This is a genomic window from Pseudomonas sp. MPB26, assembly GCF_046605355.1.
In the GTDB taxonomy this organism is placed as follows: Bacteria; Pseudomonadota; Gammaproteobacteria; order Pseudomonadales; family Pseudomonadaceae; genus Aquipseudomonas; species Aquipseudomonas cedrina.
In genome coordinates this window covers 4,543,588-4,556,270 of the sequence record NZ_CP176793.1, presented here as the reverse complement: position 1 = coordinate 4,556,270, position 12,683 = coordinate 4,543,588, and the positions used below count along the sequence as shown (strand labels likewise).

The 12,683-nt window shown below is 61.9% G+C and carries 14 protein-coding genes; 5 read left to right on the top strand and 9 right to left on the bottom strand.

Annotation, left to right across the window (positions count from 1 at the left end; all coding sequences use genetic code 11):
• Window positions 1–54 precede the first annotated feature (54 nt).
• From cysB to ACLH0H_RS21055, 5 genes are all read right to left on the bottom strand, one after another.
• Window positions 55–1,029, bottom strand: a complete 975-nt coding sequence (gene cysB, locus ACLH0H_RS21075) for an HTH-type transcriptional regulator CysB (RefSeq protein ID WP_012722988.1) — start codon at window positions 1,027–1,029, stop codon at window positions 55–57.
• Between the two features lie 103 nt (window positions 1,030–1,132).
• Entirely contained in the window at window positions 1,133–1,633 is a 501-nt protein-coding gene (locus ACLH0H_RS21070; RefSeq protein ID WP_411379482.1) for a universal stress protein, read from the bottom strand.
• Window positions 1,634–1,706: 73 nt separating this feature from the next.
• Window positions 1,707–2,612 carry a 5'-nucleotidase gene (locus ACLH0H_RS21065; RefSeq protein WP_076950409.1) on the bottom strand — a complete coding sequence of 302 codons (906 nt, stop codon included), beginning with the start codon at window positions 2,610–2,612 and terminating at the stop codon, window positions 1,707–1,709.
• Window positions 2,613–2,627: 15 nt separating this feature from the next.
• Entirely contained in the window at window positions 2,628–3,581 is a 954-nt protein-coding gene (locus ACLH0H_RS21060) for a putative 2-dehydropantoate 2-reductase (protein WP_411379481.1), read from the bottom strand.
• The gene (locus ACLH0H_RS21055) at window positions 3,578–3,964 is read right to left on the bottom strand and encodes a thioredoxin family protein (RefSeq protein ID WP_411379480.1); all 387 of its coding nucleotides are present in this window, start codon (window positions 3,962–3,964) and stop codon (window positions 3,578–3,580) included. Before ACLH0H_RS21055 ends, ACLH0H_RS21060 begins: the two co-directional genes overlap by 4 nt.
• Between ACLH0H_RS21055 and ACLH0H_RS21050 the strand changes: the two genes are divergently transcribed.
• Both ACLH0H_RS21050 and ACLH0H_RS21045 read left to right on the top strand, forming a co-directional pair.
• On the top strand, window positions 3,963–4,397 hold the full coding sequence (locus tag ACLH0H_RS21050; RefSeq protein ID WP_411379479.1) for a PilZ domain-containing protein: 435 nt from the start codon (window positions 3,963–3,965) through the stop codon (window positions 4,395–4,397). The genes ACLH0H_RS21055 and ACLH0H_RS21050 overlap by 2 nt on opposite strands.
• Before the next feature lie 131 nt (window positions 4,398–4,528).
• Window positions 4,529–5,605, top strand: coding sequence for a 3-deoxy-7-phosphoheptulonate synthase (locus ACLH0H_RS21045; RefSeq protein ID WP_053130701.1), 1,077 nt, complete (start codon window positions 4,529–4,531; stop codon window positions 5,603–5,605).
• A gap of 65 nt (window positions 5,606–5,670) precedes the next feature.
• On the opposite strand, the gene ACLH0H_RS21040 is transcribed toward ACLH0H_RS21045, so the two are convergent.
• On the bottom strand, window positions 5,671–5,952 hold the full coding sequence (locus tag ACLH0H_RS21040; RefSeq protein ID WP_003233387.1) for a GNAT family N-acetyltransferase: 282 nt from the start codon (window positions 5,950–5,952) through the stop codon (window positions 5,671–5,673).
• A gap of 614 nt (window positions 5,953–6,566) precedes the next feature.
• Between ACLH0H_RS21040 and oprI the strand changes: the two genes are divergently transcribed.
• Window positions 6,567–6,818, top strand: coding sequence for an outer membrane lipoprotei OprI (oprI, locus tag ACLH0H_RS21035; protein WP_003172710.1), 252 nt, complete (start codon window positions 6,567–6,569; stop codon window positions 6,816–6,818).
• A 183-nt stretch (window positions 6,819–7,001) separates the two neighbouring features.
• On the opposite strand, the gene ACLH0H_RS21030 is transcribed toward oprI, so the two are convergent.
• The 3 genes from ACLH0H_RS21030 to ACLH0H_RS21020 form a co-directional block, all read right to left on the bottom strand.
• On the bottom strand, window positions 7,002–7,967 hold the full coding sequence (locus ACLH0H_RS21030) for a L,D-transpeptidase family protein (RefSeq protein ID WP_411379478.1): 966 nt from the start codon (window positions 7,965–7,967) through the stop codon (window positions 7,002–7,004).
• An 85-nt stretch (window positions 7,968–8,052) separates the two neighbouring features.
• Window positions 8,053–8,346 carry a hypothetical protein gene (locus ACLH0H_RS21025; RefSeq protein ID WP_010211879.1) on the bottom strand — a complete coding sequence of 98 codons (294 nt, stop codon included), beginning with the start codon at window positions 8,344–8,346 and terminating at the stop codon, window positions 8,053–8,055.
• A gap of 58 nt (window positions 8,347–8,404) precedes the next feature.
• Window positions 8,405–9,010: an arylesterase gene (locus ACLH0H_RS21020; RefSeq protein WP_411379477.1), complete on the bottom strand. Its 606-nt coding sequence runs from the start codon at window positions 9,008–9,010 to the stop codon at window positions 8,405–8,407.
• A 10-nt stretch (window positions 9,011–9,020) separates the two neighbouring features.
• Here ACLH0H_RS21020 and ACLH0H_RS21015 point away from each other — a divergent pair, with 10 nt between their 5' ends.
• Both ACLH0H_RS21015 and ACLH0H_RS21010 read left to right on the top strand, forming a co-directional pair.
• Window positions 9,021–9,704, top strand: a complete 684-nt coding sequence (locus tag ACLH0H_RS21015) for an ABC transporter ATP-binding protein (protein WP_065869920.1) — start codon at window positions 9,021–9,023, stop codon at window positions 9,702–9,704.
• The gene (locus tag ACLH0H_RS21010; protein WP_411379476.1) at window positions 9,704–12,214 is read left to right on the top strand and encodes an ABC transporter permease; all 2,511 of its coding nucleotides are present in this window, start codon (window positions 9,704–9,706) and stop codon (window positions 12,212–12,214) included. The genes ACLH0H_RS21015 and ACLH0H_RS21010 overlap by 1 nt, the downstream gene beginning before the upstream one ends.
• Window positions 12,215–12,683 lie beyond the last annotated feature (469 nt).

Genomic DNA, 12,683 nt, shown 5'->3' with positions numbered 1-12,683 from the left:
CGTTTTCGTTGACGTTTTTCGCGAGCAAGCTCGCTCCTACAGTATCGGCAATACTTAATGGACGGGCAGTTCCACGCCGTCGAACAGCTCTTCCAGTTCCTGCTTGTTGTGGCACTGGATCGCCTTGGCCATGACTTCACGGGTCAGGTGCGGCGCGAATTTTTCGATGAAATCGCACATGAAGCCGCGCAGGAACGTGCCGCGACGGAAACCGATCTTGGTCACGCTGGACTCGAACAGTTCGCTGGCATCGAGCACCACCAGGTCCTTGTCGAGCGCGGTGTCGACCGCCATCTTGGCGACGATCCCCACGCCCAGGCCCAGGCGCACGTAAGTCTTGATCACGTCGGCGTCGGCGGCGGTGAACACCACTTTTGGCGTAAGGCCGCGATGGCTGAAGGCTTCGTCGAGCTTGGAACGCCCGGTGAAACCGAACACATAAGTCACGATGGGGTATTCAGCCAAGGCTTCCAGGGTCAGCTTCGGCAGCTTGGCCAGGGGGTGGCCTTGGGGCACGACCACGCAACGGTTCCAGCGGTAGCAGGGCATCATCACCAGGTCACCGAACAACTCCAGGGCTTCGGTGGCGATGGCGAAATCGACGGTGCCATCAGCGGCCATCTCGGCGATCTGCATCGGCGAGCCCTGGTGCATGTGCAGGGCCACATCCGGGTACTGCTTGATGAAATCGCGGATTACCGGCGGCAACGCATAACGCGCCTGGGTGTGGGTGGTGGCGATGGACAGGGTGCCCTTCTTCTCGTTGGAGAATTCCTGGGCGATCTGCTTGATGCTTTCGACTTTGCGCAGGATCTCGCCGGCAGTGGTGATGATGCGCTCGCCGGCCGGGGTCACGCGGGTCAGGTGCTTGCCGCTGCGGGCGAACACTTCGACGCCCAGCTCATCTTCGAGCAGGCGGATCTGCTTGCTGATACCAGGCTGGGAGGTGTAAAGGCTTTGAGCGGTAGCGGAAACGTTGAGATCGTGGTGCGCCACTTCCCAGATGTAGCGCAGTTGTTGAAGCTTCATATGTGTCCCTCAAAGCAGATAGACGCCACGGGTATCAGCGACGGTATATAACTATATTAAAGGTTCGATTGATAAATCTAGAACTTTTTATCGTTTTCGCCTCTCACACGTCATCACTGCGGCAACGTTGCAGCGAAGGCACCAGGTAAACCGGCACCGTAGACAGCTGCAGCACCCGTGCGGCGGTACGTCCCAAGGGTGTAGCCGCCGCGGCTGCCTGGCTGTGACTGCCGACGATCAGCAGGTCCACGGACAATCTGCGCAACTGGTCGAGGATCACCTCGCACGGGTCACCCTGAATCACCCGTACCGAGCGGATCAACTTCAAGTCTTGTTCGCCCTCCCCCAACTCCTCCCTGAAACTGTCCAGCACCCGTTGTTCAATCGTCGCCATCACCGTGATCAGGCCCTGGCTCTGCCATTCACTCAGGGCTTTTTCGTCAAGGTAGCTCTGCAGCACCGACTCGGCGAACAGCCCGATGGGCTCCACCACGTGAACCACATACAGGTCCGCCTTGAACGTTCGGGCCAGCGCCAGCGCATGCTGCATCACATAAGGCGCGTACAGGCCGAGGTCCGTGGCGTACAGCATCGAACGAATCATGGAACCCCCCCTGGAACTGCCAGGATGGCGGAGATTAAATGAGCTTAGCAGCGCATCGGCGAATCCGACTGACTTAGCGCTTGAGCTCATTACTGATGCCGTGGGGCACATGCCCGGTGGCGACGAACTCCATGGCTTTTTCGCAATGCCCGGCCTGGTCATCGAAAAACACATCGGCGGCGAAGGCCTCCAGAAACGCGGATTTTTCCAGGCCACCGAGGAACAACGACTCGTCCAGACGGATATCCCATTCGCGCAGAGTGCGAATCACCCGCTCATGGGACGGCGCCGATCGGGCCGTGACCAAGGCGGTGCGGATCGGGCAGGCGTCGTCCGCAAATTCGCGCTGCAACAGGTTGAGCGCCGCCAGGAATCCTTTGAAAGGACCGCCGTGCAAAGGCTGGCGCGCCGACTCCCGCTCGTTGGCCTGGAATGCTTCGAGACCGCCGGCCTGGTACACGCGCTCCGACTCATCGGAAAACAGCACCGCATCGCCATCAAAGGCAATGCGCAGTTCACCGCTGCAGGCGCGGCGCGCACCGCCTGACAGAATCGTCGCCGCCGCGAAGCCCGCGTCGAGGGCACTGCGCACATCTTCGGCATGGGTCGACAGGAACAGATGGCAACCAAACGCGGCCAGATAAGGATAAGGACTACGCCCGCCTACGAAGGCGGCGCGGGAAATATCCAGGCCGTAATGCTGGATCGAATTGAACACGCGCAAGCCGGTGTCGGCGCTGTTGCGCGACACCAGCACCACCTCGACCCGGGCGCGCCCCAGGCTGGCGTTCAGGCTCAGCAGTTTCTTGACCAGCGGGAACGCATCGCCGGGCTCGAGGATTTCCTCCTCGTGTTCGATCTGGTACTGGCGATAGGTCTCGACGCCTTCGGCCAGGTAGACCTTGTGGCTTTCACTCAGGTCGAACAGCGCGCGCGATGAAATCGCCAGCACCAATTTGTCGCCCATCCCCTTTGCCATGCTCTGCTCCTCGACTCAGCGATTATGCCGATCAATAAAACTCAAGGCCTGGTAGAGCGCCTGCATCCGCGGCAGTTCACACCCCGCGGCTTTTGCGGCGGCCAGTGGCCGGGCGTAGATCGCCGCCAATTCCAGTGGGCGTTTATGCACATGGTCGTGGTACATGCTGGGCAGATAGTCGGCCATGGTCTGGGTCATGGTGAACATCTGCTCGGCGTAACTCTTGGGGATTTCATGGCCGCAGGCGTGCGCGCCCTCAATGACTTCGGCCATCAGCGCCCGGATCAGCTCACAGCTGGATTCGTCCGCCATCAGGGCCGTGGTGCCGGTGTTCAATAACACCGAGAGCCCGTTGAAGGGCACGTTCCATACCAGTTTGTGCCACCTTGCCTGATGCACGTTGGCCATGGCTTCGGACTCGATACCGGCACGATGAAACAACGCGGCGCCGGCTTCGACAATCGCCTTCTGGCGGGTTTCATCGTTGGCCGCCGTGCCACTGTGATAACCCAGGTTGACCCGGCCCAGCGCCTGATGCTCGACAACGCCGGGCGCGCAACGGTGCACGCCGATATAGCACAGCCCGCCCAGCAGGTGCAGCGAAGTCGGCAGGTGTTCACGCAAGCTGTCTTCCACATCGAGGCCGTTTTGCAGCAACACCACCTTGGCATCCGGCGCCGCGACCTGGGCAAGGGTCGGGGCCAGTTCGACATTTCCAGTCGACTTGGTGCCCACCAGCAACCAGTCGCAGGGCGGCATATCGGCGGCGCGGGCATAGGCCTGCACTGGATGCAGATGCAAGGCGCCATGCACGGTGCTGTTGACGTGCAGGCCGTGTTCGCTGACCGCTGCGTACTCACTGCGCAGCAAAAAGTGCACATCGAAACCGGCACGCGCCAGCATCAGACCGTAGAACCCACCGATGGCACCGGTGCCGATGATACCAATACGGGGTGATTGTGCGGTCATGGCAGTTCCTCTGGGGTACGGGTAAGTGCTTGCTCGATGGCGTCGACAAGGTCGGGTGGCGTAAGACGCGTCTCTAATTGCCCAAGGAATTGACCCTCGCACACCACGAACAACGCCGGCAAATGAAAGATCTGGTAGCGTTCGACCGCACCGCCGTTGTGGCCGGCATCCACCCAACACACGCGGTTCACCGGCAACGGCCAGCCCGGTAACTGCTGGCGTGCCCAACGGCAGCTGGCACACCCCACGCTGGTAAATACGACGAGCGAAATGCCTGGCAATCCTAGCAATTGCTGGTCAATATCCAGGTCGGTCAATTCCAGTTGCTTCACTTTACTGCTGCCACCGCCATCAACTGAACGGTGTTCGGAGTCCGTGTACATGGGTCGTTTTCTACCTCACCCTGATGATGTCGCTGTCTTATTGACCCAACGCCCCGCTCCCGCCATCGCCCGCCAACGTTTGCATACTATCGGCCTGGGCGGCGTCGCGTGCAATTGGCCGCGCGCCTGGCGTGAGGGCACGGCGGTTGAACTGCACATCCCTTCCCTGGGCGCCGGCGCGCGTTATCCGGGCTACGTGGCGTGGTGCCGCAAGCTGCAAAACGGCTACCGCGTCGGTGTCTCGTTTACCGATGACCATGCGCTGTTCGGTGCGCGAATGGGTGAGCAAGCATGCCGGATAGAGCGCTATTGTCGCCAGCACGAAGACGCCGAGCCGACTCCCGAGCAACTCGAGGCTCTGGCCCGCGAGTGGGTCTCGCGCCATGCCGTTGAGTTCTCCCATGAGGCCTTTGCGGCGCCAGCGCTGGATTAAAGCGGGCTTTGCCCATTGTCGCGGGCCGGTGTTACGCGCTAAGGTTCCTCCCCCCTGCATCCAAATCATGCTGTGCTCCGCCGCACGGGGATGGCTGGCGGCCGGCACCCGTGACCCTGACGAGTAACACGATGGCTGATTTACCGATCAATGACCTAAACGTCGAATCCAACGAGACCCTGATCACACCCGATCAGCTCAAGCGCGAAATCCCCTTGAGCGACGCTGCCCTGCAGACCGTCACCAAGGGCCGCGAAGTCATCCGTGACATTCTCGACGGCACCGACCACCGCCTGTTCGTGGTAATCGGGCCGTGCTCGATCCACGACCTCAAGGCTGCCCACGAGTATGCCGAGCGCCTCAAGGTGCTGGCGGCGGAAGTGTCCGACACCTTGTACCTGGTGATGCGCGTCTATTTCGAGAAACCGCGTACCACCGTCGGCTGGAAAGGCTTGATCAACGACCCCTACCTGGATGACTCGTTCAAGATCCAGGACGGCCTGCACATCGGTCGCAAGCTGCTGCTGGACCTGGCTGAGATGGGCCTGCCCACCGCCACCGAGGCGCTGGACCCGATCTCCCCGCAGTACTTGCAGGACCTGATCAGCTGGTCGGCCATCGGCGCACGCACCACCGAATCCCAGACCCATCGCGAAATGGCGTCCGGCCTGTCGTCGGCGGTCGGTTTCAAAAACGGCACCGACGGCGGCCTGACCGTGGCGATCAACGCGCTGCAGTCGGTCTCCAGCCCGCACCGTTTCCTGGGGATCAACCAGGAAGGTGGCGTGTCCATCGTCACCACCAAGGGCAACGCCTACGGCCACGTGGTGCTGCGCGGCGGCAACGGCAAGCCCAACTATGATTCGGTCAGCGTTGCGCTGTGCGAGCAGGCACTGAACAAGGCCAAAATCAAGCCGAACATCATGGTCGACTGCAGCCACGCCAACTCCAACAAGGACCCGGCCCTGCAGCCGCTGGTGATGGAAAACGTCGCCAACCAGATCCTGGAAGGCAACCAGTCGATCATCGGCCTGATGGTCGAGAGCCACCTGAACTGGGGCTGCCAGGCGATTCCAAAAGACCTGGCCGACTTGCAGTACGGCGTGTCGATCACCGATGCCTGCATCGACTGGTCCGCCACCGAAAACACCCTGCGCAGCATGCATGCCAAGCTCAAGGACGTATTGCCCAAGCGCAAGCGCACCTGAGTTTTAAATCACGCACACAAAAACGCCGGGCTGAGCCCGGCGTTTTTCATGCTGTCATGTGTGCCTTACAGCTTCGCGGCATGGCGCTGGTGGCGCTCCATGTAGCGTTCGACGTAGGAGCAGGACGGGATCACCGTGTAGCCTGACTCTTCGGCGAACTTCAGGGCTTCTTCGGTCAATGCCGCCGCGATACCACGACCTCGCAATGCGTTGGGCACGAAGGTCCGATAGATATCCAGGGTCTGTTTGCCGAGGTCCATGTAGGTCAGATAGGCACGATGACCGTCCACATTGGTCTCGAACTGATGACCAGCCTGGTCATGGTGGATGGACAACGCCTCGCTCATCACTACTCCTCGCGGGTCTTGGATTCTGACCCCTACCTTACCGATGTTTTTCCGGCGAAGGAACATCTACGCCACCCCGTGCCGGTTTCGACAGCGAGAAAACCCTGAGCGCTCACAGCCAGCACGTAGGGAATAGTAGGCACCAATCCTGCGATTGCTCAAGGCGCGCTCGTCATCCCCTGCCGCTGGCGGATATAGAAAGGGCCCCCGATCAACCGATGATCGAAAGCCTGAACATTGCCGGCAGTTGAACCTTGAGACGAACTCGCGCTCTTAAAGTCACCTCTACATACGCAAAAGATGCTGGCCCGGGTAAAGCCAAGCGGAACGTAAGTGTCGGCGTGGATATATAAGATTTCATCCGTCGACAGGGCCTGAGGCATGCGGGCCGGCCTTCTCAGGCTGGATCCAATGTGCGGCCGATTGAAAGAAATTGGACGGTTTTTATACAAACCTCCAGAAGATTAGCCAAAAAAGATGCGCTGCAAGAATTTTTTTTACTTCTTGCGCTACGTCAGTTTACTTACTACAAGTAATGGGTAGTATGTACGCCGGCTATTAGCTCACTCTGGGCGAACTAGTCATCTAATAGAAAGTCCTTGAAGGGGAACACGATGAACAACGTTCTGAAATTCTCTGCACTGGCTCTGGCCGCAGTTCTGGCTACCGGTTGCAGCAGCGTCTCCAAAGAAACCGAAGCACGTCTGACTGCAACTGAAGACGCAGCAGCTCGCTCCCAGGCTCGTGCAGACGAAGCCTACCGTAAAGCTGATGAAGCGCTGGCTGCTGCTCAAAAAGCACAACAGACTGCTGACGAAGCTAACGAGCGCGCCCTGCGTATGCTTGAAAAAGCTAGCCGCAAGTAATAATCCCTCGGGGTTGTTATCAAGCCGATCCATTTATGGGTCGGCTTTTTTATTGCCCGAGATTCCTTGTGGGAGCGGGCTTGCCCGCGATAGCGGTGGGCCAGTCAAGATCAATGTTTGCCGGCTGCCGTCTTCGCGGGCAAGCCCGCTCCCACAGGGGATCTGCGCTTAACGCCCACGCGCCTACAGAGGATCCAAGGGCACGCTTGCGGCTACCGAGGCCGCACCAGGTACGCCGATTTCCGTGGGCAAGCCGTCTTCCGCCGCAACGACGTCGCGCACCTGGTCCCAGTTAACCCGCAATTGGTTGGCCAGGTCTTCACGCTTGAGCAAGGCGTTGATTACCGCCGTGTGCTTGTCGACCACCGACGGCGTGCCGTCATCGTTCAACGGCGTATGCGCTTCCAGGTAAACCTTGCCGCCGCTGCTGCCGAACTTGTAGGCGTCGTTGATGATGCGCACCGACGTGCCCACCGGCACCATGCTGGCCATCTCCAGCACGTTGTTGTTGAACATGCGGAAGCAGCCGTGGCTGGTACGCGTGCCGATGCCGAACTTGGCATTGGAACCGTGGATCAAGTAACCCGGCGTCCCCAGGGTGAACTTGAACGGGCCCAACGGGTTGTCCGGGCCGGCGGGCACCACATTGGGCAGCGGATCGCCATTGGCGGCGTGCTCGGCCTTGATCGAGGCCGGCGGGGTCCAGGTCGGGTTGGGTGTCTTGGCAATGATGCTGGTGTGGGCGATAGGCGAACCCCAGCCTTCACGCCCGATCCCCAACGGGAAGGTGTAGACCACGTTCTGGCCCTTGGGGTAATAGTAGAGCCGGTACTCCGCCAGGTTGATCACGATACCTTCGCGCGGCCCCGGCGGCAGGATGAAACGCGTCGGCAGCACGATCTCGGTGCCCGCCCCCGGCAGCCAGGCATCCACGCCCGGGTTGGCCGCGACCATCTCCGAATAACCCAGGTCGTAGGTGGTGCCCAGGTCGGCAAAGGTGTCTTCGTACTTGGCCTTGATCACCTGGACCTGGCCGACGATGTCTTCACCCGGTGATGGCAAGGGCAGCTGCAAGGCTGATGCGGAACCGGCCGCACAGAGTGCAGCGAGAGACAGGCAGCAGGTGACGACGGAAAGGCGCGACAACATCCGGGTAATCCTTCGCAGAACGACGGGTAGGTAAAAATCGATTGTATACGTGAAGCGAACCTCTAGCTGCAAGCTTGTCGCCGCCCTAGAGCTCGAAACGCAGCTCCGGCCAGATCGGCGGCGTGCCGCGCTTCTGGGATTCCAGGATGGCCCGGCACAGCGGGCACAGGCGCTGGTCCTGGAAAATCGAACGGTCCACCCGCGACCAGCGTGGCTGCGCCGGCAGTAGCGTGCCGCACAGGGTGCGATCGATGGAGCCGCCCAGTTCCAATTGACGCGCCACCAGATGCACCCGCACTTCCTGGCAGGCGAACAGATCCAGCTGCTCGTCCGGCTCGATCAGTTGGTAGTTAAACAGGGACCAGGCAGGACGCGACATCAGGGGCTCCAAATCGGGGGGGCGCCACCTTAGCCGAAAGCCTGCCGGTAGAAAAGCGTCAAAGCAGGGGTTTGAGCGTCGGCCAGACATTTTCCAGCAACTTGCCCTGGGCGCCGACCGCCGGGTGCAGTTGATCGGCTTGCATCAATTCGGGATGCCCGCCCACGCCCTCAAGGAAGAACGGCACCAGCGCGACGTTTTTTTCCTTGGCCAACGCGCCAAAGACTTCGGCAAATGCCGTGGTGTATCGCGGGCCGTAATTGGGCGGCAACTGCATGCCCAACAGCAGTACCTTGGCACCACCGGCCTTGGACTGGTCAATCATCGACGCAAGATTTTGTTTCAATTGCGCCGGCGGCTGTCCGCGCAAGCCGTCATTGCCGCCCAACTCGATGACCACGACATCCGGCTTATGCTCTGCAAGCACCGCTGGCAGCCGCGCGAGGCCTCCGGCACTGGTGTCGCCACTGATGGACGCATTCACCACTTTATCGTCGAAACCTTCCCGCTTGAGCCGTTGCTCCAGCAAGGCGACCCACCCTTTGCGGGTATCCAGGCCGAAACCGGCACTGATACTATCGCCAACGATCAGGACTGTACCCGCCGCTGCGTTCTGGGCCATGCATATCAAGGCCAGGCCAGCACTCAAAAACCACATTCGCATCGGATTCTCCATGGGCGCAAGCATTCTCACCGCGCGGAACCTTAGCAAAGTGGTTCCCAGCGCGGAAGGTGAACTGACTATCCTGCACGAACTGAGCCTGGAACTGAACAAAGGCGATAGCCTGGCTATCGTCGGCAGTTCCGGTTCCGGCAAATCCACCCTGCTGGGCCTGCTGGCCGGACTCGACCTGCCCAGCAGCGGCGAAGTCACCCTCGCCGGCCAGGCCCTGAGCACCCTCGACGAAGACCAGCGCGCGCGCATCCGCGCCGAACACGTAGGCTTTGTATTCCAGTCGTTCCAACTGCTCGACAGCCTCAACGCCCTGGAAAACGTGATGTTGCCGCTGGAGCTGGATGGCCGCAAGGACGCCCGCGAGCGTGCCCGGCACCTGCTCGAACGCGTGGGCCTGGGCCAGCGCCTGACCCACTCGCCGCGCCAACTTTCCGGTGGCGAGCAACAACGGGTGGCGATCGCCCGCGCTTTTGCCGCCGAGCCGGACGTGCTGTTTGCCGATGAACCCACCGGCAACCTTGACAGCCACACCGGCGAGCGCATCAGCGACCTGCTGTTCGAACTCAACAAAGAAAACGGCACGACCCTGGTGCTGGTCACCCACGACGAGCGCCTGGCCCACCGTTGCCGACGCCTGATCCGCCTTGAAGCCGGCCTGATGGTCGCGCCCCTGGAGCCTTGATGGCACGTTTGCCGCTGTTGCGCCTGTTCAGCCTTGCCATGCGCCAATTGCTGCGCGATGCCCGCGCCGGTGAATTGCGCGTGCTGTTCTTCGCCCTGCTGGTGGCCGTGGCCGCCAGCACCGCCATCGGTTATTTCGGTGCCCGTCTCAACGGCGCCATGCTGCTGCGCGCGACTGAATTCCTGGGGGCCGACCTGGTGCTCGAAGGCAGCTCGCCGGCCCGCCCCGAGCAAATCCAGTCCGGCGTCGAGCTGGGCCTGGAACACGCCCGGGTCGTGGAATTCTCCAGCGTCATCGCCACCGATAACGGCATCCAGCTCTCCAGCATCAAGGCGGTGAACGAGCAGTACCCGCTGCGCGGTGAACTGAAAAGCGCTGCCGCGCCCTTTGGCGATGAAACCCCGGGAGGCGGCCCGAAACCCGGCGAAGCCTGGGTAGAAGCGCGGCTGCTGACGGCCCTGGACCTCAAGGTCGGCGACAGCATCGACGTGGGCATGAAAACCCTGCGCCTGGCGCGCGTGCTCACTTATGAGCCGGATCGCGCCGGCAACTTCTACAGCCTCACGCCCAGGGTGATGATCAACCTGGCGGACCTGGACGCCACCGGCGTGGTCCAGCCAGGCAGCCGCGTCAGCTACCGCGAATTGTGGCGCGGGCCGCAAGGCAGCACGGCGCTGCAGACCTATCGCGACTTGGTCAAGCCGGGGCTCGCGGCCAACCAGCGCCTGCAGGATTCACGGGACGGCAACCAGCAGATCGGCGGCGCCTTGGGCAAGGCCGAGCGCTACCTGAACATGGCCAGCCTGGTGGCGGTGCTGCTGGCCGGCGTGGCTGTGGCGCTGTCGGCCAACCGCTTCGCCACCCGGCGCTTCGACGCCAGCGCATTGCTGCGCTGCCTGGGATTATCACGGCGTGAAGCCATGTTGCTGTTTACGCTGCAACTGACTGTACTGGGGCTGCTGGCCAGTCTGGCCGGCGCCGTGCTCGGCTGGCTGGCGCAGTTTGGCCTGTTTTACTTCCTTCATGACCTGTTGCCGGCGGACGTGCCACCGGGCGGGCTGTTACCGGCCATCGCCGGGATCGGCACCGGGCTGGTCGCTCTCGCCGGTTTCGCCTTGCCTCCGTTGGCGGCACTGGGGCGCGTGCCGCCGTTGCGGGTGTTGCGCCGCGACATGCTGCCAATCCCTTCGAGCACCTGGATGGTCTATGGTGCGGCGCTGTTCGCCCTGGGCTTGATCATGTGGCGCCTGAGCCTCGACCTGGTGCTGACCTTCGCCCTGCTCGGCGGTGGTGTGGTGGCGGCGATGGTGCTTGGCGGCCTGCTCCTGTTGCTGTTGCAAAGCCTGCGCCGCCTGCTGGCCCGTGCGTCATTGCCCTGGCGCCTGGGCTTGGGCCAATTGCTGCGCCACCCACTGGCGGCGGCCGGTCAGTCCCTGGCGTTTGGCCTGATCCTGTTGTCCATGGGCTTGATCGCGCTGTTGCGTGGCGAGTTACTCGACACCTGGCAGAACCAGTTGCCCAAGGATGCGCCCAACTATTTCGCCTTGAATATCCTGCCGGCCGACAAAGATGCCTTTGGCGCCCGCCTGCTGGAGCTGCAGGCTCAGTCCGCGCCGCTCTACCCGGTCGTGCCCGGCCGGTTGATCAGCATCAACGGGGAGCCAGTGCAAGAGATCGTCAGCAAGGATTCCAGCGGCGACCGTGCGATCCAACGCGACCTGAGCCTGACCTGGGCCGCCGACCTGCCACCGGGCAATGCCTTGACCGCGGGTTCGTGGTGGACGCAGCAACCCACCGAGGAAATCCCTGGGGTTTCGGTGGAGGCCAAGGTCGCGGAGAGCCTCAAGCTCAAGCTTAACGACCACCTGGTGTTCACTATCGCCGGGGAAAATCGCGAAGCGCGGGTGACCAGCCTGCGGACCATCAACTGGGATAACTTCCAGCCCAACTTTTTCATGATATTCCAGCCGGGCACCTTGCAGGATTTGCCGGCCACCTACCTGACCAGCTTCTACCTGGCGCCTGGGCATGACCAACAAATCGTCGACCTGTCCCGGGCGTTTCCGGCCGTGACCATCCTGCAGGTGGAGGCGCTGCTGGAGCAATTGCGCAGCATCCTCGCCCAGGTGACCCTGGCGGTGGAATACGTGCTGCTGTTTGTCCTGGCGGCGGGCATGGCGGTGCTGTTCTCGGGCCTGCAAGCGACCCTGGACGAACGTATCCGCCAAGGCGCGCTGTTACGTGCGCTGGGCGCCGAACGCAAACTGCTGGTCAAGGCCAGGCGCATCGAGTTCGGCTTGCTCGGCGCCGTCAGCGGGCTATTGGCGGCACTGGGGACAGAGCTGGTGACCTTCGTGCTCTACCGCTACGCGTTTGACCTGGCCTGGCATCCCCACCCCTGGCTGTTGCTGCTGCCGGTAATCGGAGCCGTACTGATCGGCGGTGCCGGCGTATTCGGCACCCGCCGCGCCCTCAACGCCAGCCCGCTGACGGTGTTACGCGAAGGCTGACCGCTGCCGGCCCGCAGGCTCCAAAGCGTGCGGGCCAGCTCGGTGGGGTCAGGCGATAAAGATGTTGGCAGTCCGCCGCCTTCGCAGCCTCGCTGGGGCTCGACAGCTCCCACGTTTGATCTTCGTCGCGGCTTAACACTATGTTTGCAGGCACAACCGAAATCCCACCGACAACGCAGATCCCCTGTGGGAGCTGTCGAGCTTTAGCGAGGCTGCGAAAGCGGTGGGTCAGGCGATAAAGATGTTGGCAGTGCCGCCGCCTTCGCAGCCTCGCTGGGGCTCGACAGCTTCCACATTTGATCTTCGTCGCGGCTTAACACTATGTTTGCAGGCACAACCGAAATCCCACCGACAACGCAGATCCCCTGTGGGAGCTGTCGAGCTTCAGCGAGGCTGCGAAAGCGGTGGGTCAGGCGAGGAAATGCCAGCAGTGCCGCCGCCTTCGCAGCCTCGCTGGGGCTCGACAGCT

Excerpts from the sequence above, each read along its gene's own strand:
- ACLH0H_RS21060 (WP_411379481.1), bottom strand. The coding sequence starts at position 3,581 with ATGACCGCACAATCACCCCGTATTGGTATCATCGGCACCGGTGCCATC.
- ACLH0H_RS21050 (WP_411379479.1), top strand. The coding sequence starts at position 3,963 with ATGGGTCGTTTTCTACCTCACCCTGATGATGTCGCTGTCTTATTGACC.
- ACLH0H_RS21010 (WP_411379476.1), top strand. The coding sequence starts at position 9,704 with ATGGCACGTTTGCCGCTGTTGCGCCTGTTCAGCCTTGCCATGCGCCAA.
- ACLH0H_RS21025 (WP_010211879.1), bottom strand. The coding sequence starts at position 8,346 with ATGTCGCGTCCTGCCTGGTCCCTGTTTAACTACCAACTGATCGAGCCG.
- ACLH0H_RS21015 (WP_065869920.1), top strand. The coding sequence starts at position 9,021 with ATGGGCGCAAGCATTCTCACCGCGCGGAACCTTAGCAAAGTGGTTCCC.
- oprI (WP_003172710.1), top strand. The coding sequence starts at position 6,567 with ATGAACAACGTTCTGAAATTCTCTGCACTGGCTCTGGCCGCAGTTCTG.
- ACLH0H_RS21070 (WP_411379482.1), bottom strand. The coding sequence starts at position 1,633 with ATGATTCGTTCGATGCTGTACGCCACGGACCTCGGCCTGTACGCGCCT.
- ACLH0H_RS21020 (WP_411379477.1), bottom strand. The coding sequence starts at position 9,010 with ATGCGAATGTGGTTTTTGAGTGCTGGCCTGGCCTTGATATGCATGGCC.
- cysB (WP_012722988.1), bottom strand. The coding sequence starts at position 1,029 with ATGAAGCTTCAACAACTGCGCTACATCTGGGAAGTGGCGCACCACGAT.
- ACLH0H_RS21045 (WP_053130701.1), top strand. The coding sequence starts at position 4,529 with ATGGCTGATTTACCGATCAATGACCTAAACGTCGAATCCAACGAGACC.
- ACLH0H_RS21055 (WP_411379480.1), bottom strand. The coding sequence starts at position 3,964 with ATGTACACGGACTCCGAACACCGTTCAGTTGATGGCGGTGGCAGCAGT.
- ACLH0H_RS21040 (WP_003233387.1), bottom strand. The coding sequence starts at position 5,952 with ATGAGCGAGGCGTTGTCCATCCACCATGACCAGGCTGGTCATCAGTTC.
- ACLH0H_RS21030 (WP_411379478.1), bottom strand. The coding sequence starts at position 7,967 with ATGTTGTCGCGCCTTTCCGTCGTCACCTGCTGCCTGTCTCTCGCTGCA.
- ACLH0H_RS21065 (WP_076950409.1), bottom strand. The coding sequence starts at position 2,612 with ATGGCAAAGGGGATGGGCGACAAATTGGTGCTGGCGATTTCATCGCGC.